This is a genomic window from Proteiniphilum sp. (assembly GCF_040307845.1).
In the GTDB taxonomy this organism is placed as follows: Bacteria; Bacteroidota; Bacteroidia; order Bacteroidales; family Dysgonomonadaceae; genus Proteiniphilum.
This window is the reverse complement of record NZ_JAWRIS010000027.1, coordinates 44,407-64,877: the sequence shown is the minus strand read 5'-3', so window position 1 is coordinate 64,877 and position 20,471 is coordinate 44,407. Positions and strand designations below refer to the sequence as shown.

17 protein-coding genes are annotated in these 20,471 nt (G+C 45.0%); 12 read left to right on the top strand and 5 right to left on the bottom strand.

Translation table 11 applies throughout. The annotated features are described in order from the left end of the window. Nucleotides 1-67: 67 nt before the first annotated feature. From creD to ABV001_RS06260, 9 genes are all read left to right on the top strand, one after another. Entirely contained in the window at nucleotides 68-1,510 is a 1,443-nt protein-coding gene (gene creD, locus ABV001_RS06300; protein WP_352422007.1) for a cell envelope integrity protein CreD, read from the top strand. A gap of 213 nt (nucleotides 1,511-1,723) precedes the next feature. Further along, complete coding sequence (locus tag ABV001_RS06295; protein WP_352422006.1) at nucleotides 1,724-2,386, top strand: DUF47 domain-containing protein; 663 nt, start codon at nucleotides 1,724-1,726, stop codon at nucleotides 2,384-2,386. Between the two features lie 10 nt (nucleotides 2,387-2,396). Then, nucleotides 2,397-4,154 carry an inorganic phosphate transporter gene (locus ABV001_RS06290; protein ID WP_352422005.1) on the top strand — a complete coding sequence of 586 codons (1,758 nt, stop codon included), beginning with the start codon at nucleotides 2,397-2,399 and terminating at the stop codon, nucleotides 4,152-4,154. Nucleotides 4,155-4,182: 28 nt separating this feature from the next. After that, nucleotides 4,183-5,559 (top strand): OprO/OprP family phosphate-selective porin, encoded by a 1,377-nt coding sequence (locus ABV001_RS06285; protein WP_352422004.1) that lies wholly within the window; start codon nucleotides 4,183-4,185, stop codon nucleotides 5,557-5,559. Nucleotides 5,560-5,583: 24 nt separating this feature from the next. Further along, nucleotides 5,584-6,420 carry a lamin tail domain-containing protein gene (locus ABV001_RS06280; RefSeq protein ID WP_352422003.1) on the top strand — a complete coding sequence of 279 codons (837 nt, stop codon included), beginning with the start codon at nucleotides 5,584-5,586 and terminating at the stop codon, nucleotides 6,418-6,420. Between the two features lie 123 nt (nucleotides 6,421-6,543). After that, a complete protein-coding gene (locus ABV001_RS06275; RefSeq protein WP_352422002.1) occupies nucleotides 6,544-7,188 on the top strand; it encodes a hypothetical protein in 645 nt (214 codons plus the stop codon). A 13-nt stretch (nucleotides 7,189-7,201) separates the two neighbouring features. Continuing rightward, the gene (locus tag ABV001_RS06270; RefSeq protein ID WP_352422001.1) at nucleotides 7,202-7,672 is read left to right on the top strand and encodes a CYTH domain-containing protein; all 471 of its coding nucleotides are present in this window, start codon (nucleotides 7,202-7,204) and stop codon (nucleotides 7,670-7,672) included. A gap of 168 nt (nucleotides 7,673-7,840) precedes the next feature. Further along, complete coding sequence (locus ABV001_RS06265) at nucleotides 7,841-9,436, top strand: DASS family sodium-coupled anion symporter (RefSeq protein ID WP_352422000.1); 1,596 nt, start codon at nucleotides 7,841-7,843, stop codon at nucleotides 9,434-9,436. A gap of 23 nt (nucleotides 9,437-9,459) precedes the next feature. After that, entirely contained in the window at nucleotides 9,460-10,923 is a 1,464-nt protein-coding gene (locus ABV001_RS06260; RefSeq protein ID WP_352421999.1) for a hypothetical protein, read from the top strand. Between the two features lie 20 nt (nucleotides 10,924-10,943). Here the strand turns inward: ABV001_RS06260 and hflX are convergent, their stop codons facing one another. The 3 genes from hflX to mnmA form a co-directional block, all read right to left on the bottom strand. Beyond that, entirely contained in the window at nucleotides 10,944-12,170 is a 1,227-nt protein-coding gene (hflX, locus tag ABV001_RS06255) for a GTPase HflX (protein ID WP_352421998.1), read from the bottom strand. A 102-nt stretch (nucleotides 12,171-12,272) separates the two neighbouring features. Further along, entirely contained in the window at nucleotides 12,273-12,773 is a 501-nt protein-coding gene (locus tag ABV001_RS06250; RefSeq protein WP_083711102.1) for an outer membrane beta-barrel protein, read from the bottom strand. 158 nt (nucleotides 12,774-12,931) lie between these two features. After that, nucleotides 12,932-13,996, bottom strand: a complete 1,065-nt coding sequence (gene mnmA / locus ABV001_RS06245) for a tRNA 2-thiouridine(34) synthase MnmA (protein WP_352421997.1) — start codon at nucleotides 13,994-13,996, stop codon at nucleotides 12,932-12,934. A gap of 247 nt (nucleotides 13,997-14,243) precedes the next feature. Between mnmA and recJ the strand changes: the two genes are divergently transcribed. After that, nucleotides 14,244-15,959, top strand: coding sequence for a single-stranded-DNA-specific exonuclease RecJ (recJ, locus tag ABV001_RS06240; protein ID WP_352421996.1), 1,716 nt, complete (start codon nucleotides 14,244-14,246; stop codon nucleotides 15,957-15,959). Nucleotides 15,960-15,979: 20 nt separating this feature from the next. Next, complete coding sequence (locus tag ABV001_RS06235) at nucleotides 15,980-17,926, top strand: RecQ family ATP-dependent DNA helicase (RefSeq protein ID WP_352421995.1); 1,947 nt, start codon at nucleotides 15,980-15,982, stop codon at nucleotides 17,924-17,926. Here ABV001_RS06235 and ABV001_RS06230 read toward each other — a convergent pair. Both ABV001_RS06230 and ABV001_RS06225 read right to left on the bottom strand, forming a co-directional pair. Then, entirely contained in the window at nucleotides 17,903-18,616 is a 714-nt protein-coding gene (locus ABV001_RS06230) for a response regulator transcription factor (protein WP_352421994.1), read from the bottom strand. The two genes, ABV001_RS06235 and ABV001_RS06230, sit on opposite strands and share 24 nt — an antisense overlap. Before the next feature lie 15 nt (nucleotides 18,617-18,631). Beyond that, the gene (locus ABV001_RS06225) at nucleotides 18,632-19,975 is read right to left on the bottom strand and encodes a sensor histidine kinase (protein ID WP_352421993.1); all 1,344 of its coding nucleotides are present in this window, start codon (nucleotides 19,973-19,975) and stop codon (nucleotides 18,632-18,634) included. A gap of 242 nt (nucleotides 19,976-20,217) precedes the next feature. Between ABV001_RS06225 and ABV001_RS06220 the strand changes: the two genes are divergently transcribed. Then, nucleotides 20,218-20,376 (top strand): hypothetical protein, encoded by a 159-nt coding sequence (locus ABV001_RS06220; RefSeq protein WP_352421992.1) that lies wholly within the window; start codon nucleotides 20,218-20,220, stop codon nucleotides 20,374-20,376. The last annotated feature ends 95 nt before the right edge of the window (nucleotides 20,377-20,471 follow it).

The following is a 20,471-nucleotide window of genomic DNA, read 5'->3' as shown; positions in this document are numbered from 1 at the left end:
ACTCTTCACTCTTCACTCTTAATTTTTCATTTCTAAATAAGGTAATTAGTAATTGGTAATTGATAATATGGAGACAATCGATTCATCTAATCAGGCGAAGCCGTTGCCGCCGGAAGAGAACGGTAATAAGAAGAGTATCATTGAGCGCCATTCAGTGACGGTTAAATTGTTGGCAATAGGTTTTCTGACACTCCTGTTGCTCATTCCCTTGGGAATGATTCGCGGACTCATTAATGAGAGAAAATACACCAAGACGAGCGCCATACAGGAAATCACATCGAAATGGAGCGGGGAGCAGATTGTTACCGGCCCATGCATCGCTATTCCTTATATACAGGAGCGGATCGTGAACGACAAGCGCGAAGTGGTTACAAAACATCTTCTTTTACTGCCGCAAGAATTGGATGTGGAGGCTAATGCGGCGGTGGAGAGGCGGAAGCGGGGTATTTACGATGCGTCGGTCTATAAAGCGGAAATTACATTGACAGGTGTTTTCAATATGGAAGAGATTGAAAAAGAAGGTATCAGGCGGGAAGATATACAATTTGATAAAGCCCGTGTTATTATGGGGATTACAGATTTGAAAGGTATCAGGGACCTTGTTTCTCTACAATTAAATGGAGAAACTTTCTCAATGGAACCCGGAATTCCCATAGAAAATTTATTTACCGGACCGGGTATGAATATGTATATTCCCGAAACAGTAAAACCGGTAGGAGCGCCGGATATCTCTACCGGGATCTTTGCAGCCGGGTTGAACGTCCGTCCTGATTCATTGCTCGGGAAGACAATGACAAATGAAAAAATACCGTTCTCAGTCACGTTGCATCTGAATGGTTCGACGGGGTTGTATGTGGTACCGGTGGGAAAAGTGACAACCACCACTTTCCGGTCGAACTGGTCCACTCCGAGTTTCGGCGGTGATTTTTTGCCGCTGAGCCATGATATCTCCGATGAAGGTTTCTCGGCTTCATGGAAAGTGCTGGATCTTAACCGCAGTTACGGACAAGTTATAGGGGGCGATGATAGCGCAGCGATCAGTATGATGTCTTCATCGCTCTTCGGCGTAAAGTTCATTCAGTCGGTAGATCAGTATCAACAAAATTTGCGGAGCGTGAAATATGGCATATTAATTATTTTGCTTACGTTTGTAGTGGTGCTTTTCATTGAATTGATCAGGAAAAAAGCAGTCAATCCGTTTCATTATTTATTGGTTGGATTGGCGCTGGTACTCTTTTATGCATTGCTTCTCTCGATGTCTGAAATATGGGGGTTTAATCTCTCGTATGCAGTTGCAGCGGTGATGACCATCGTAATGATTACGCTTCATATGGCAGCTATCCTGCGGAACAGGAAACAGGGATTGCTGGTGGGATCATTACTGGCTTTCCTGTATGTTTTTGTTTTCCTGTTGATCCGTATGGAAAGCTACTCCCTGTTAGTCGGTAGCCTGGGGTTATTTGCCATACTCGGGGTTATTATGTATTATGCGAGAAAGGTGAAACTGTAGTCACCTCATATATATACCTTTACATCAACTCTACATTTTGGATGTAGAGTTGTTTTTTTTATAATTAACAACTATGCATTCACTAATTTATCATATTGATAATAAGAATAAAATGGTAAATTTATAACCCTACATTTAGCCACTATCCCCATTAGATGTGTAGTGTGGATTTTCTCCTCCATTGAGATGTCATGATTGAAAAGTTTCGTAACATTGCAGAAAAAATCGATCATGCTATTTTCCCGTACAAATAAATCTATAGAACTCATCGACAATTTTTTGAATTGTGTTGACCAGAGTCTGCTCCTTTTCAAGGAAGGAGTGAAAAATTACCTATATAATAATACGGAAAATTTCAATAACGATATCCTACAACTCGCCAATTCAGAGAGAGAATCCGATAAATTACGCCGTGAGATCGAAACAACACTGTATGTACAATCGCTGATGCCGCAAGTACGGGGAGATATCATGCGTTTGCTCGAAGAGATGGACAATCTGATTGACCAGGCAAAAAAGAATCTATTCCAATTTGAGGTGGAGACACCCCATATCCCCGCCGAGTTGATCTCCGACTTTATCCGGCTTACCCAAACATCGGTATCTGCTGCCGAATCTACCATCCCTGCCGCAAAATCTTATTTCAATGGGCCGGTAAATGTAAATGAGAAAATACACAGGGTCTATTTTTATGAAAAGGAAACCGACCTGATGGCAGATATCATCCGAAGAAAGATATTTAAGGAAATGCCTGATTTGAAATTGAGTGAGAAGTTCCATTTGCGTTATTTTACATTGCATATAGAAAATATTTCGGATACGGCCGAAAAGGTAGCCGACCTGCTTTCTATCATGGCAATTAAACGAATGGTATAATACAGGAAATATGTTTATATACCTCTTCCTTGTCAGTGGATTGTTCCTGGGCTGGTCCCTGGGGGCTAACGACGCATCCAACCTGTTTGGAACGGCCGTCGCTACCCGTATGGTCAAATTCAGGACCGCGGCTATCATTAGTAGCATATTTGTCATACTGGGATCAGTGTTACAGGGGTCGGGGACCACGGAAACCTTATCCGAGCTGGGTTCGGTAGATGCTATCGGCGGCGCTTTCACGGTAGCGCTGTGTGCCGCCATTATCGTGACGGTAATGACCAGGTATCGATTGCCCATCTCGACGGGACAAACTATTGTGGGGTCTATCGTAGGTTGGTGTTATTATACCGCCAATCCTGTTGATTATGGTGTTTTGGTGAAGATTGTCGGTTCTTGGGTTTTCGGACCGATACTGGGTGCTGCCTTCTCATTTGTGTTGTACCTGCTGGTGCGCAGATTTATCCGCAGGTCGAAGATCCACATGCTGAAGATGGAGTCGATCATCAGGACTTCATTAATTGTGGTCGGTGCGTTTGCCGCCTACAGCCTGGGAGCGAATAATATAGCCAATGTAATGGGGGTGTTCGTGAATTCCTTTCCGGTCTCATTGAGTATCGGCTCCCTCTATATTTCTTCTACGCAATTGCTGTTTTTTATCGGCTCTCTTGCAATCGCCCTGGGTATTTTTACCTATAGCAGGAAAGTGATGTACACAATAGGGAATGGGGTATTGTCTATGACGCCGGAGATGGCTATTGTGGCAGTACTGGCACAAGCACTTGTCTTATTTATATTTTCTTCCACCTGGCTTTCTAATATGCTGGTAAGTGCCGGTTTACCTCCTATTCCTTTGGTGCCGGTCTCCAGTACACAGGTGTTGGTGGGTTCCCTGGTCGGTATAGGATTGGTGAAAGGAGTACAGGAGCTGAAAATGAAGACGCTCGGGAATATCATGTTGAGCTGGATTACGACGCCGGTGCTGTCTGCTGCATTCACATTTATCAGCCTGTTCTTTGTCGACAGGGTTTTTGGAATTCCGGTATCCGGCAATGAGATCATTGCGGATGCTGTGACCTATGCGGAACAAACTGCGACAACAGTGAACTATCACATACCTGTAAATTCAACCAACAGGTTTTTTCTTGTGATGCTGATACTATTGGTAATTGCTTTTATCATATATACTATTATGCTGAACAGGCGTAATTATGCGAAGGCCCGGGCCGAAGGCTATCGCCAGGCCGAGCAGAACCAGTTCACTGATTATCAGGAAGCACTCAATGAGATAGAGGTAAGCACTGTGCATTTGGAGAATATGAGCCTGGCTACCCGGTTGGAGGAGAAAAAGAACCAATTGGTTACCTATTCGCTTAGCATCGGTGAGCAGCGAAAATATCTGGAACTGATTTCCGACTCTATCGATGAGGCAATTAAAGCCGATACTACCGAGGAAAAGAATAAGATCCTGAAAAATCAGTTGATAGAGATCAAGCAACGCATGAGTTTCTCGGGTGAGGTAGATGAAATCTATCGTCAGACGGAACAAGCACATATGGACTTCATTGAAAAACTACACCAGTCTTATCCTAACCTGACAAGTAAAGAGAAGAAGATTCTGGTCTTGCTGCGAATCGGTTTGTCATCTAAAGAGATGGCACCCCTGCTGAATATCTCCACTAAAAGTGTGGAAATATCCCGTTACCGGTTACGGACCAAAATGGGACTGAACCGGAACGATAGCCTGACACAGTTTATCCAGTCACTATAACATGTTTAATTTAAAAATAATATTACGAATGAAAAGAAAAACAATTTATCTTTTACTGGTTCTTTTTGCTGCAGGGTCTGCCTTCGCACAGGACGAAGTGAAATACGACCAGTATGGAATGGAAGTACAGTCTAAAAAAGTGAAGACTGAAATGCAGGATGGAAGGCTTGTATTTGAATCGGCAGATGCTGACTACAAGTTCTGGTTCGACGCACGCGTGCAAGCCGACTACGCAGGCTTTTTCGGTGTGGATGATGATTATGACGAGATTGGGAACGGAGCCAGTATCCGTCGTGCCCGTTTTGCAGTAAAAGCCCAGGTAACGCGGAACTGGTACGGTGAATTTGATATCGACATGGCTGACGGGACTGCGGAGTTGAAAGATGCCATTCTCCGTTACGACGGGATCAAGAATGTGGAAATACAAGTGGGTAACTTCAAAGAAAATTTTTCCATGCAAAGGAATACCTCATCCCGTTACCTTCAGTTTATGGAGCGTCCTATGGTGACATATCTCGCGCCATCCCGTCATCTGGGAGCCAATATCAAGTATAGTATCCCATTGATCTGGGCGTCAGCCGGTATTTTCTTTCAGGAGATTGCAGGATTGGAAGAAGTGACCAATGTACAGGATAACAATAAGGATTATGGTCGCAGTACCGGAGAGTCGTACACCGGAAAACTGGTTTTACGCCCGTTACACAAATACAATGACATGGGGTTGCATATAGGAGGAGCGGTATCATACCGGACTCCCAAATCTACTGATGCGCCATCCGATTTTGGCGGTGTACGCTACAGTGCCAGGAACTCTACTTCTATCAACCGGAAAAAGTATGTCGATACCGATGTGATTAAAGGGGTGGATCACTCATTGCTCTATACAGCAGAGTTGGCAGGCCATTATAAAGGGCTTCGCGTGGAAACCGCCTATATTGGGAGTACCGTTTCCCTTAAGGACGATTCCCCCATGGTGAACAAGGATAACAAGAATTTCGGCGGATGGTATGCACAGGCCGGATATCTTCTTTTCGGCGGTCAGCAACGCTACGATTACGGAGGAGCAAAATACAATCGTGTACAGCGCGGACAAAAATGGGGTGATTTGGAATTGACTGCCCGTTATGAGAGTATCGACCTGAACGATTTCGATGGAGGTGTCTATGGTGGAGCATCCGAAGCTTATGCCCTGGGCATGAACTTCTGGGTGAATAATAATGTGAAATTCATGCTCAACTACCAGTATAACAACAACGACCGTTATGCGAATGGTAAAGGTAAATTGTTGGTAGGCCATGATGTGGCCGGTAAACCTACGAAAGACTATACAAAAGTGACCGAGTCGAAAGGCAAAGCGGGTGTAGATTACAGTATGGTATCACTGCGTTGTGAAATTGTTTTCTAATAATCCTCTAAATTTACAATCATAATGAAGACTAAATTTTTAATAGCAAATATATTTATTGTACTGGTATTACTGGCTGTATCATGCGTGGAAGACGAGATGTATAAAGGCCCGGCAAACATAGAGAAAGTAGAGTTCGCCCCGCTGGAAGTAACTCCTGCTGATGACGTGACCATAACGGCGACCATTACCGACCTGCAAGGCGTGACCGGAGCCAAGATTCAATATAAGGTAAACGGCGGAAGCCAGTCGCAGGTAACCATGACAAAAGGAAACGGAGATACTTATACCGGGGTAATTCCAAAACAGGCCGATAAGGCAGTTGTTACATTTACTGTGTCAGCCGATAATAAAGCAGGGGTCTCTGCCGTCTCAAATGAACTGACGTATACGGTGGGAGCACCTCCTATTGATTATAACAATCTGGTATTAAATGAAATTGATGGCAATAGCAAAGCTATTGAGTTATTTAACAAGGGATCGGTGGAGCTTTCATTGACCGGCGTATCACTTGTGAAGAATAATGGTTCAAGTGCCTGGTGGACAGGAACGGCGGAGAGCGGTAAAATACCCGCAGGAGGATATGTGCTTATTATCCAGAGTAACCCTGACAATCCGCATTTGTCAGGAGGAAGCGGAATTTCACCAAAGCAAAACCTGAAATTTGAATTGTTCGGACCTGATGGAGCGAGTTTAGGCGTCTTCCTGCGTGGAGATGAATCGAATCTTGGTGTTGGTATCAGTGATACCGCACCCAATTCCTATCAACGGATTCCCAATGGAACCGGAGACTGGAAGTTGGCCACGCCGACAAACGGTGCTGCTAATCCAGCCACAGGAAACGATATTCCTCAAAGCTAATAAAACAATTTCTCGATATGTAAATCAGACGGAAGACCGGGATGTTGCATGCCGATTCGGTTTGTTTATTCCGGTCCTTTCTGAGGTTGTCGTATGAGTTGTAATAATAAATATCAAAATAATATGAGCAAAGAAAAGATGGAGATTGGTGCAATCTCGAAACCAAGATTTGAGTTCCGTTCATTCGGACGTTGTTTTTGTGAGGCGGAAAAACGGATGGCCCGTCTTTCCATTCCCGTACCCGAGAAAGTATGGGAGCGTCGCAGCACGGAAACCTATATCGTGAGCCGTACGAACGATGTAAATAATACAAAGATACGCGACGGAAAAATGGATATCAAGACCTACGTACAGACTGTTGACGGATTGGAACAATGGAATCCGCTGATGAAAGGTGAATTTCCTATCTCCGCTACCGTGCTGAACGAAGAGGTATTTCCCGCTTTCAAAGTAGATAACCTGCCCCAACTCACCAAAGATACCTATACACTGGAGGAGTTCCTGGGTATGATCGATGCGCATCCCGACCTGCAGGCTGTGACAGTAGAGAAACATCGCTATGGATATATGGTGAACGACACGATCTGTGAAACCGGAGAAGTGTATATCAACGGCGCGATGGTGAAAACCATCAACTCCGAATCGACCGAAGTGGAAGATATTAAAAAAACCATTCAGGAAGTCGGTCTGGGAGATGTGGAAAATATCAATTACCTGCAGGCGATCAAACGTGTGATCGGAATGATCAACAAACCATTGGCAAATTAATTATATAACAATCATGGCACAGGAAATAGAAAGAAAGTTTTTGGTGACGTCTGATGCTTTCAAGAACGAAGCGGCCAGGCAGATGCGTATTACCCAGGGATACCTCTCGTCGGTTCCCGAACGCACCGTTCGTGTACGTATCAAAGGCGACAAGGGTTATATCACCATAAAGGGAGTGGGCAGCGCAAGCGGAGCATCCCGCTATGAGTGGGAAAAAGAGATCCCGGTAACGGAAGTAGAGGAGCTGCTTAAGATCTGCGAACCGGGCGTGATCGACAAAACCCGTTATGAAGTAAAATCAGGCAAGTTTACTTTTGAAGTGGATGAGTTCTATGGTGAAAACCAGGGATTGGTTGTAGCGGAGATAGAATTATCCAGCGAAGGTGACCAGTTCGAAAAACCGGAATGGCTGGGCGAAGAAGTGACCGGCGATGCCCGTTTTTACAATTCGATGTTGATGAAGAATCCTTATACCAAGTGGTAGAGTCAATTTGAATCTGTTTTCATGAAGAGTCGTGCTGCCATGTGGTAGTCACGACTCTTTATAAACGTTATTTTTATACTACCTGAGACATAGTTACAAGCTTTTTCGGGAGACGTAGTCTGTATGACACGTGTCCCGTACCTGAAAATTTCCCAAACAGAAGAGAGAATGGAAAAAGAGACGAAATTCGATCCGCTCGACATGAATAATTACCGGATAGAGAAACTGCCTAAGATGCAAAAATCCGGTGTTGAAAAATGGATGGCTATGGTGGGAGCCCCTTTGGCTATCATCGTTTTTGCACTGATCTACTGGGTTATCGATATACCTTTCCTGAATACGCTCTCGGCGGATGGCCTGGATACCACAGCGACAGCACGCCTGGATATTCTGGGTTATGAGGCGTTTATCAGGATCAATTACGCCATGCTTGCCATATTTGCTGCAGCTATCGTGCTGTGGATTACCGAGGCCCTGCCCAACTACCTGACATCGTTACTGGTAATCTTCGGCATTGTTGTTTTTGGGGTTACCACCGAGAAGACCGCTTTTGCACAACTTGGACATCCGGTGATGTGGTTGAATATCCTCTCTTTTGTGCTTGCCAGTATGCTGGTGAAGACGCAGGTGGCCAAGCGTTTTGCATTGTGGTTTATGGTGCGCTTCGGGAAATCGGCGTCGTGGATAATTTTCAGTTTTATCATTATCAATATTGTCCTTTCTGCTTTTATTTCGGCCACAACAGCCAAAGCTGCCATTTTATTGCCTATCTTTATGGTCATTGCTGCCATCTATGGGGCTACCGGAGGAAGCAAACGAAATAACTTCGGGAGGAACCTGGTCTTGCAAAACCTGTTCCAGATCAATGTGGGGGCCTCAGGTTTCCTCACCGGTGCCGGTTCCAACCTGTTGGCCGCGGCATTGATGGCGGGAGCGATCGGCGGAAGGATATTCAGCTATCAGGACTGGTTTGTCGCCGGGTTCCCGTTGGCTATTATCCTGATCCTTATTGCATGGTTTGTGGGATCCAAAATTATTTTCCCGCTAAAGGAAGAAGAAAAAGTCCCCCAGATTGAAGGAGGAATGGAACGCCTTAAAGAGGAACTTCACAACATGGGGAAGATGGGGGTGCAGGAATATAAGGCTATTGCCATATTTGTGGCGGTACTCGTGCTGTGGGCGACAGACAAGCAACACGGTATCAGTCAGACAACGGTAGCCTTCGCGGGGGCTATCGTGGCATTACTTCCCAAAATAGGGATTGTGAACTGGAACGAAGTGGATATTCCCTGGCACCTGATGCTGTTCTCCGCAGGCGCGTATGCGTTGGGCGTAGGTCTTGATGCCACCGGCTTACCCGGGACAATCGTCAATGTCTCTTTTGCCAAGCTGGGAATCACCGCGGCTACCCCTTTCTGGATAATCTATCTGGTGCTGACATTCCTGATGCTTTTCAGCGCATTGATATTCCAGTCCAAGACGATGCGTACATTGATATTCATCCCTATTGCACTGGGTATTGAACAACAGTTTGGCTTCCATCCGTTGAGCCTCGCCTTTCCGGTGGCATTGCTGAACAATCACGTATATGTGTTGCCGTTCAACAGTAAACCCGCTGCGTTGTTATATACCACGGACCAGTATAGTTGGAGCGACACATTTAAATTTGGCTTTACGATGATGATCATTGCCTGGGTGATGATTATTGTCTGGGGAGAGACGGTATTCAGATGGTTGGGATACACTAACGGATTATTCTTTTAAAAAGATAGGAGAAGGTTGATAAAATGATTGATATTGCAGCTAAGATACATGATAAGTTTTCCATTGAGTTCAAGGTAGGATTCCATGTTCGCCGTAAACGCGACCAGAGCAATTTTTCTATCAACACCTGGATGTTCATTCCGAATAGCCTCGATATCAATTCCCTTACCTATGATAAAAGCCATTTTTACCGGGATGTAAAGAGTTATATCCGGTTGATAACTCCCGTTTTTTTGTTGCGGGAGATATGTGAAGGTGAGGCTATTCCATTGAAGAATCTGGAACGGGTTTTCCATAAGACTGCCAGTGAGCCTACACGTACCGCCATCAAGGAGTATGAATCCCAGATAAAAATGTTCACCGCCATCTTTAAAAGTGCTATCCGCGATGAAGTGGTCCATCTGCTGAAAAATAATATCAAAGATGATATGGAATATCTGATTGCTTCTTATGTGGAGAGTGTCAGGAATATCCTTTTGAAATTCAGGTATCTCCGGAAAATTATCAATGTGCCGACCATCTCTTCCGAATATCTCAATTATTTTTTCTTTGCCGATGAATATATCAGCAACCTGGTAGACCAAAGAACGTGTTATCTTATCGGTTTCCTGCAGAGAAAGGATGCGGGGAAGTATGAGCAATCTATCGGTCTCCTGACTTCATTATGGCACGATGAGGCAGCATACCGGAAAGAGATGAAATATATCAGCGTGGATAAGGATAATCCATTAAAAAACAGGGAGTTTATTTTCAGGAGAAGCATCTTGAAGAAATATGCCGAAAGCGATCTCTTTTTACGGGCACGTAAAAAGAAAGATGGTGTGCTGGTGGAGCAAATTTATTACAGTCTTGCCGCCGGACTCTCCATGATTTTTGCCACGACCGTGGCATTCTCGTTCCAGATGAAATACGGCAACTTTACAATGCCGCTGTTCATTGCACTGGTAGTAAGCTATATGCTGAAAGACCGTATCAAGGAATTGATGCGTTACTATTTTGCGCATAAACGGCTTAACCGGTATTTTGACAATAAGACCGAAATAGGCATCAAGGATGCTTCAATAGGATGGATCAAGGAAGCGGTCGATTTTATTACTGAGGACAAAGTGCCCCGGGAAGTGATGAATATGAGGAGCAGGAGTGCTTTGGTGGAAGCAGAGAATCGTATAACCGACGAAAAAATTATCCTTTACCGCAAGCAAGTATTTCTGGACCGGGTGGAAATCAACAAGAACAGTGAATATCCGATTGCAGGGATAAATGATATCATGCGTTTCCACCTCTCCCGTTTCATGCAAAAGACGGATAACCCCGAAGAGGCGATTTACTACCTCAATGAAGAAGGCGAATCCGTTGAGATATACGGAGAAAAGATTTACTATCTGAATATTCTGATGCAGTTGCAATTTGAAGACCAGATGGATTACAAGCGCTTCCGGGTTTCCTTTACCCGTGCAGGAATTATCCGGCTTGAAGAATTGGTGTAGTTAAGTTTCCGGCTATCCTCTTATTCTTCCTCTTCGTAATTCTGATACAGGAAGTCGTTATAGGGAAAGCGGGTGATATGAATCTCTTTTACCTTATCATAGATAACCTGTTTCAGGTTGTCGATGTTTGTTTTCTCCCTGGCTGAGATAAAGATGCAGTTCTCCTTCATCTTGTGCATCCAGGTCTGTTTTAGCTCTTCGAGTGTGTAATTCTCCCGTTTCTTCGGAGTAAGGTCGTCTTCATCTTTCTCGACATGTGAAAAAGCGTCAATCTTATTGAAGACAAGGATGGAGGGTTTTTCTGTTTCGTCGATCTCGAACAGGGTTTTTTCTACCACTTCTATCTGTTCTTCAAAGGCAGGATGTGAAATATCCACCACATGTACCAGGATATCGGCTTCGCGTACCTCGTCGAGGGTCGACTTGAAAGACTCGATCAGGTGGGTGGGGAGTTTGCGGATAAATCCGACGGTGTCGGTAAGCAGGAACGGCAGGTTCTCGATGGTCACCTTGCGCACGGTCGTGTCGAGCGTGGCAAAGAGCTTATTCTCTGCAAATACCTCGCTTTTGCTCAACAGGTTCATCAATGTGGATTTCCCTACGTTGGTATATCCCACTAATGCTACCCGCACCAGTTTTCCCCGGTTCTTGCGCTGGACGCTTTTCTGTTTGTCGATCTCTTTCAACTCCTGCTTCAGGCGCGATATCTTGTCGAGGATGATACGGCGGTCGGTCTCCAACTGAGTTTCCCCCGGTCCGCGCATGATGGTACCGCCACCGCCCCGTTGCCGTTCGAGGTGCGTCCACATACGGGTTAATCGCGGCAGCAGATACTGGTACTGCGCCAGTTCCACCTGCGCCTTGGCATGTGCTGTCTGGGCACGCATGGCAAAGATGTCGAGAATCAGGCTGGTACGATCCATGATGCGGATCTTGAGCTCTCTCTCTATATTGCGGAGTTGGCGGGCAGACAATTCGTCATCAAAGATAACCACACCGATCTCATTCTCCTCCTCTTCCACGTAATTCTTTATCTCCTGCAGTTTTCCGCTACCCACAAACGTCACTGTATTGGGTATCTCTAAGCGCTGCACAAAACGTTTTGCGGGAGTAAGACCTGCTGTTTCTGCCAAGAATGCCAGCTCGTCGAGGTATTCATTCACCTTCTCCTCGTTTTGTTCGGGTGTAATAAGTCCTACGAGTACGGCGTTTTCTTTTTTTATTTCGTTAGTAATGAGATCTTTCATATTTGAAGAGTAAAGAGTAAAGAATAAAGAATAAAGACTTTTAGAACCAAGAGTCAAGAACCAAGACTTTTCCACTCAGGCACTTTTCCACCTTTCCACTTATTAAAACCAGAATCCTATTCCCGCACTGAAAAATACCTGCGAGTAATCCTTGATAAATTGGTATTTCAGCTCGAAGTTAGCCCGTACCCTGTAGGCTATGTCATGCTGAAACCCGAGGCCAAGATTCGCACCCAGACGATTCTTTGTCCAGTCCTTCTCGGAATCTCCGTTCCCTTTTGAAGCATCGTACTTCCATTGGGAGTAATGCAGACCAGCAATCGGATATAGTGAGGCAGAGTAGGAAACCGGCAGGATGTAATGTGCATCGAGGTCCGTCATCCACATATTTTCTCCTTTGTCTTCCAGAAAATAGGTAAATGAAGGCGCGAACCGGATATTATTTGTCCGGTAGAAATGAATATGTATTCCACCACCCAGATTGTTGACCTCCGCTCCATATCCTGCATGGACACCCAATCCTAAGGTTCCCTCAAATTGCGCTTGTATCTTTGGGATAGATAACAGCAAAAAGAGGAAAACTACAATAAATATTCGTCTCATATTGTAAAACTAAAACTAAGAACTAAAAACTAAAACTTAAGAGAGAACTATCGCCGAAGTGTGTATCGGCGCAACTATTATCATGCGAAGCATATATCATTTATCGCACGAAGTGCATTATCCGCTTATCCACTCAATCACTCAGGCATCTTTCCACTTCAATATATCATCCCACTCCCCAGGCACAAATTCTTCTCGGTGTCATATACCACCCCGAATTGTCCGGCAGCAATGCCCTGCACCGGCTCGGAGGAATGGATACGGTATAAATCACCGATCTTTGAAATTTTTCCCGGTGTGAACTCCGGTGTATGTCTTATCTTGAAGGTAATCTCTTTTTCTCCATCAAAATCACCCCAGATATCTTTGGTGATAAACTCAAATCCTTGCAGGTTGATGATTTCACCATACTGGTGTATCGTGTCGTACCCTTTAGAAACATACACGATATTCCGCTGTACATCTTTCTTGATCACGAACCAGGGGCCTCCACTCAATCCCAGCCCCTTGCGCTGACCGATGGTATGGAACCAGAAACCCTGATGCTTGCCCAGGATATTGCCGGTTTCCAGTTCCACGATAAGGCCCTCTTTTCTACCCAGGTAGCGTTCGATGAATTCGTTGTAATTTACCTTTCCCAGGAAACAAATGCCCTGGCTGTCTTTGCGTTGGGCTGACGGTAACTTCTCCCGGGCGGCAATAGTCCGTACTTCCGACTTAAGCAGATCGCCGATCGGAAACATCAGTTTAGAGACTTGCATATAGCTTATTTGCCCCAGAAAATAGGTCTGGTCCTTTACGTGGTCTTTCGCGGTGGAAAGCCATGTCAATCCATCCAACTCCGTGGTGGTGGCATAGTGCCCGGTCGCAATCTTATCGAACTGATGGCCCCATTTCTGTTCAAAAACACCGAATTTGATCAGTTTGTTGCACATCATATCGGGATTGGGTGTCAATCCCCGTTTGACCGAATCGATGGTGTAGCGTACCACGCTATCCCAATACTCCTCATGTAACGACACTATCTCAAAGCGACATCCATATTTTCTGGCGATGAATGACACGATCTCGATATCTTCTTCCGACGGGCAGTCGATATATCCGTCCTTGTCCTCCATCCCTATTTTTATATAAAAGATGGTCGGGTCGTAGCCCATTTCCTTTAACCGGTGTACTACAACTGAACTGTCTACTCCTCCTGATACCAGTGCCGCAATCTCCATTCTTGCATTGATTTTGATGTACAAAGGTACAAATAAGAAGGTACAAATAAGAATTGATCCGGAGAAAATGGGTTATTTATTGTGTAAAATAAACGAAAAAGAAAAAAATAGTATTACCTTTACAACTTCGGAATGGTATATCGATATGCCATTACTGAGATCTTTTGCCGCCGGACTTTTTACATCCTGTTGCAGTGCTTCCGAAGCCGATTCGGGATTTGAGAGAGAAAAGAAAAAAACGATATAAATGACTTACAGATGGAATTATTCAACCCTTACAAACGACCAAAAAAATAGAAAAAATGAATTAGCGAAAGAATTAAATTTACATCCCGTTCTTACTGAATTGCTTATCAAGAGAGGTATAGAGACTAAGGAAGAAGCAACCGGATTCTTGTATCCCAAACTCAAGGAGTTGCATGATCCTTTTCTGTTACCTGATATGGATGTAGCGATCCGGCGGATTGAGCGGGCTCTGGGTAACAAAGAGCGGATCCTCATTTACGGGGATTATGATGTGGATGGTACGACCGCAGTTTCGTTGGTGTACAAGTTCTTTCGGGGAATAACAAGTAATATTGATTATTACATTCCGGACCGGTACGATGAAGGGTATGGCATTTCGTTTCAGGGAATCGATTATGCCGTTGAGACAGGCGTAAAGCTCATTATCTCTCTCGATTGTGGCATTAAGGCCGTAAGTAAGGTTGCCTATGCCAAAGAAAAAGGTATTGATTTTATTATTTGCGATCATCACATGCCGGATGATCAGCTTCCGGATGCCGTGGCCGTGGTGGACGCGAAACGGCTCGATTCTACCTATCCGTATAGTGATCTCTCCGGATGCGGGGTCGGTTTTAAGTTAGTGCAGGCTTTCTCACAACGGAACGGATATCCTTTTTCCGAGGTAGAGCCGTTGCTCGACCTGGTGGCGGTAAGTATCGCTTCCGATATTGTCCCGCTTACGGGGGAAAACCGTATCCTGATGTATCATGGGTTGAAGCAACTCAACTCGAATCCCAGCTTCGGACTCCGTGGTATCATAGAAGTCTGTGGACTACAGCGCAAGCAGATTACCGTCAACGATATCGTATTCAAGATAGGACCGCGTATCAATGCCTCCGGGCGGATGATGAACGGCAAGGAGGCGGTTGACCTGATGATCGAGAACGATATGACTTCCGCCAGGGAGAAGAGCAAGAATATCGATAAGTACAATGAAGACCGGCGCGAACTGGACAAGAAGATCACGGATGAGGCCATCGCCTATATAGATAGCCATATTGATATCATCCAACAGAAGAGTATTGTCATCTATAACGAGACATGGCATAAGGGGATCGTGGGGATTGTGGCGTCGAGGCTGACCGAGAAATACTATCGTCCGGCGGTTGTGCTCACCAAATCGGGAGAAATGATCTCCGGGTCGGCCCGATCGGTTCCCGGTTTCGATGTGTACAAAGCCATTGAGTCGTGCCGTGATATCCTCGAGAATTTCGGAGGCCATACCTATGCGGCGGGACTGACGTTGCGGAAAGAGAATTTGGAAGCGTTCACCGAGCGGTTCAACATGCTTTCTTTTGATGGTGTGGAGGCAAGGATGATGCTGCCACAGATCACGGTAGATGCGGAGATATCACTTTCACAAATCAGCCCGTCACTCATTTCCGGTCTCGATCTGTTCAATCCTTTCGGTCCTGAAAACGAAAATCCCATATTTCTTACCAGAGAAGTGTATGATGCCGGAAACAGCAGGCTTGTAGGGAAAGACGGCCGTCATATCAAGTTGGAGATTGTGGATAAGACAAGTGACCGGGCATTTCCCGGTATCGCGTTTAGCCAGCATGATTTTTATCAACGTATTAAAGCCGGCCTGCCGGTGGACATCTGTTACACCCTCGAAGAGAACAGGCATGGCAGCAATTCCTTTACTCAGCTTATAATAAAGGATATAAAGGAGTAAACAACACAGGGCGTTTGCGTATGCAACCGGATCTTTTTCATAATATACTACGTGAAAACTGGGGATATTCCACTTTCCGGCCTCTTCAGGAAGAGATTATACAATCTGTATGGGAAGGGAAGGATACTTTGGGTTTAATGCCCACCGGCGGCGGCAAGTCATTGACCTTCCAGGTGCCGGTGATGGCCATGAAAGGGATTTGCCTGGTGGTGACACCCCTGATAGCCTTGATGAAAGACCAGGTGGATAACCTTCGTGAGCGGGGCATTAAGGCGGCAGCCGTCTATTCGGGCATGTCGCGTGACGAGATTATTACCACGCTCGAGAACTGTATTTTCGGGGATTATAAATTTCTCTACGTCTCCCCCGAACGTCTCTCTTCCGAAATTTTTATCGCAAAGCTGCAGGCTATGGATGTCTGCCTGTTGGTGGTGGACGAGTCGCATTGTATCTCGCAATGGGGCTATGATTTCCGTCCCTCTTACCTGAAGATTGCGGAGATCCGTACGCTGTTGGAGGGCGTTCCCTTGCTGGCGCTCACTGCCACGGCTACTAAAGAAGTGGTGGACGATATTCAGGAGAAGCTGCTTTTCAAAGAGAAGAATGTGTTCCGGATGAGTTTTGAGCGGGAAAACTTGTCGTATGTGGTGCGGACTGTGGAGAACAAAACGGCGGAACTGATGCATATCCTTCAATCGGTTCCCGGATCGGCCATCGTGTATGTGAGGAGCCGGCAAAGGACGGCCGAGGTTGCCCAGTCACTTCGGAAGGCAGGGATTTCGGCCGATTTCTTCCATGCCGGCCTCTCCCATGAGGATAAGGTGTTCAGACAGAACGCCTGGAAGATGAATGATTGCAGGGTGATGGTGGCCACCAATGCTTTCGGGATGGGGATCGATAAGCCCGATGTGCGCACCGTGATCCATTTGGATCTTCCCAACTCGCTTGAAGAATATTTTCAGGAGGCGGGACGTGCCGGGCGTGACGGGGAGCGTTCCTATGCCACTATTCTCTATACAAAGGCCGATAGCGCCAAGTTGAAAAAAAGGATAGCGGATTCGTTCCCTACCCGTGATTTTATACTGAGGGTCTATGAAGCGTTGGGGAATTATTACCAGATAGCCGTGGGGGCAGGGTATAATGATGTCTATGATTTCGGCCTCCAGGAGTTCTGCCAGCCCTATAAACTCCCTTTCCTGCAGACCCACCATGCGCTGAAAGTGCTGGAACTGGCCGGTTATATCGAATACACCGAGGAGATTGACATGCGTTCCCGGGTGCGTTTCCTGGTCTATCGGGATGAGATTTATTCACTTCATCTGGACAAAGAGATGGACGCGCTTGTGCATGCTCTACTCCGCAACTATACCGGTGTTTTTGCGGACGATGTCTATATCGATGAGTCGCTGTTGGCGGTGAAGATCGGGAAAAGCCGTCGCGAGGTGTGTGAGATGCTGATCGCCCTTTCCAGGGCGAAATATATTCGCTATATACCGCAGAAGAAAACACCTTTTATCGTGTTTTCCACCTCCCGGGAAGAGACGAAGTTCGTCTCCATTCCCCGCAGTGTGTATGAAGAACGGAAAAAACGCTTCGAGAAGCGGATATTTTCGATGATTGATTATGCCGAAAAAACGGACGTATGCCGGAGCAGGATGTTGCTGATATATTTCGGTGAAATCGCCGCAACGGATTGCGGCCATTGCGATGTCTGTCTGAAGAAAAATGCGACCGGCCTGCCGAATTGGTTGTTCCGCCGGATCGGCAATAAGCTGAAGAACTGTTTGGAACAGCGAGGATCGCTGCGGCTCAATGAGTTGGTGGATGCCGTGTCGGACAAAGAACAGAATGCGAAGAATGCGGAAGAAAACGGGAATAAGGTCATTCTTGTCCTCCGCTTCCTGATTGATGCCGGCGAGTTTACGCTGGAAGATGATGTGGTGTCATTGGTGAAGGACATCCCTTAACCGGTATCCCATTCCTCTCATTGACGCTATTTCCAGATTGGTGTCTTCTTCCAGAAGGGTTCTCAACCGGCGGATATAATTGTTGAGGCTCTGGTCGTTGTAGTATTCCGACTGCCCTTTCCATGCTGCGTGTAGTATCTCTTCTCTTGAAACGGTTTCTCCGAAATGGAATGCTAACTTTTCAAGAATGTTGAACTCCATTGGGCGTAATTCTTTAATTTTCCCTTTTTCGGTAATGATCGCCCTGTTTTGTAAATCAAATAAAATATTTCCCATCTTCTTGGGTTGATTGCCGGTATTGCTCGTATTGTTTTTCCGTTCACGGGTAAAGCGGTCGATGTGTGCCATTAATAGCTTTGCGGAGAAAGGTTTATCCAGATAAGCCACCGCGCCGGCGAGAAGTAGTCCTTTTTCTTTTAATTGCTCCTCATGGTGCGAAGAGATAAAGACGATGGGTAAAGAAGGATTGCCATCATACAAAGTATGCGCCAACTCGATGCCATTCTCTTCCCCTATCTCCACGTCGAAAACAAGCACATCGGGGGCTATTTTTTGTATGGCTTCTGACACACCATATACAGCGTTCAGATAAGTAACGTCACACCCTTTTTTGTTTAATTCACGCACAATCTCGTTTCCAAGCAGTGTGTCATCATCCACAAGGAGTACTTTTATTTTTTGCTCATTCATATCTATGTGATTGTTTCATCGGTTTGTATTCGGCAGTGTGATGGTGAAGGTCGAACCCTTTCCCACGACACTTTCTACGGAGATATTCCCTCCATGTGCCTTTATAATGCTTTTCGCATAATATAGTCCTATACCGGTTCCATGTTCATTGTCGGTTGTATAGTAAGGTTTGAAAAGTTTTCTTACGACATTGTGCGGGATTCCATTTCCGTTGTCTTCTATCTCAATGACGATATTTTCCTCGTCTCTCCAGGATCGGATGGTAACCTCCGGTTGTTTGCTGTTGTATTTCACCGCGTTCTCAACTAAAATCCGGAGGACTGCTTCCAGGTGGTCGGGAGAACCTGCAATGGATAACTCGGCATCGCATTCGTTGTGGAAAAGAATCTCCTTACCGGGAAACATCGTGTCTATTTCAGCCTCTATCTGTTCAGTCATGTCGTAAAGGAAAAATCTCTTTTTACCCTTCTTTAGTATTTGTTTGATATCTTTTTTCGATTGGAGGAACCGGTTGATCTTTCCGGTCAAGGACGATACTTTTTCCGTGGTCAATGACAAGGACTCCCTTCTTTCCATCTCCATTTCCTCTTCTTCTAACGAGGAGAGTAAAAAATAGACATACGCCAACGGGGCCTTCAGGTCATGGATGGCGCCGTGAAACAACCGTTCCATATTTTGTATCTGGTTATGCCGCTGCCGGATGACATAGAGTAAATAGGACAATATGGAAATGACCGCGATGGATGCCAAAAGAGACACCAAGGTTGCGATGCCCATATTTCTCAAATTGGCCGGTTGCGCGATACGGTATTCAGCGCGTATGGTGTATGTTCTGTCACGGGATGTCAATGCCCTTTCCGCCACGTACAGTTCCGATGAGCGAAAACCGGTATGCCCTGCCGTATAAGTGATGCTATCTATTGGAAGATTCTCGGAATCTTGAAGAGTTAAATCCGCGGATAGAATGTCTCCTATACCTGTTGTAATGCAGTTGTTTATCAGGGAATCGAGACGGGAAATGTTGAAGTTCCCTTTTTCTATAAGCAGAATAATCAACGCGTTTTCAAGTAATATTGAGACATTTTCTGAAGCAGATATAGTTTCTAAATGAATTCCGTTTCCGTCTGCAATCTCAGACATATCTTCAATGGGTTCAATATTATATGGCGTGTTGTCATCTTTTCCCATTTGTTGATTAAGTAAAGAGGTTATCGAGTTGCTAAAACAGCGTTGAAAATCATTACTCCTGTTTTCCTCTCTTTTGGACATGGAATTACGAACCCATATACCTTGGGATAAAAGCAGCACACTTAAAGCCAATGCCGAGGCAATCAATATCGTCCTAAAATTCCATTTCATGTTGATTGTTTTTCGCACTTCCAGTGACAAAAATAGTAAAAAAATAGGAGAATACCTACATTTTTCGCCTAATTTTACGCTACTTGCAAAGATGTTAATGCCTTGTTTCATAGTTATATGAAAGGATGATTAGGAGAAGATTATTTTCAGATTATGTAAAGATTATTGAATGATTATCAACATAAAAACAAAAGGGTAGTACGTTTGTAGCGTAAAAAATCAATAATAAAAAGGAGGATAATATGAAATCAATTCAAAAAACTAAAAATTTTGAAATTTTAGATCAAGCAGCGATGCAATCCATCAAAGGTGGTAATTCCGATTCGGGAGACGAGGGTGAAATTGTTTATATCAATGGAATACCTTATCGAGTAACTAAAAATGGGTTAGAGCCCTTATGATATTGATCGAATGACCAATAAAACTTTAGATTGGTCAAGTGAAGTGGTTATAATTTTCAATTACAAATGAAACATTTTTGAATTAGTGAGCCAAG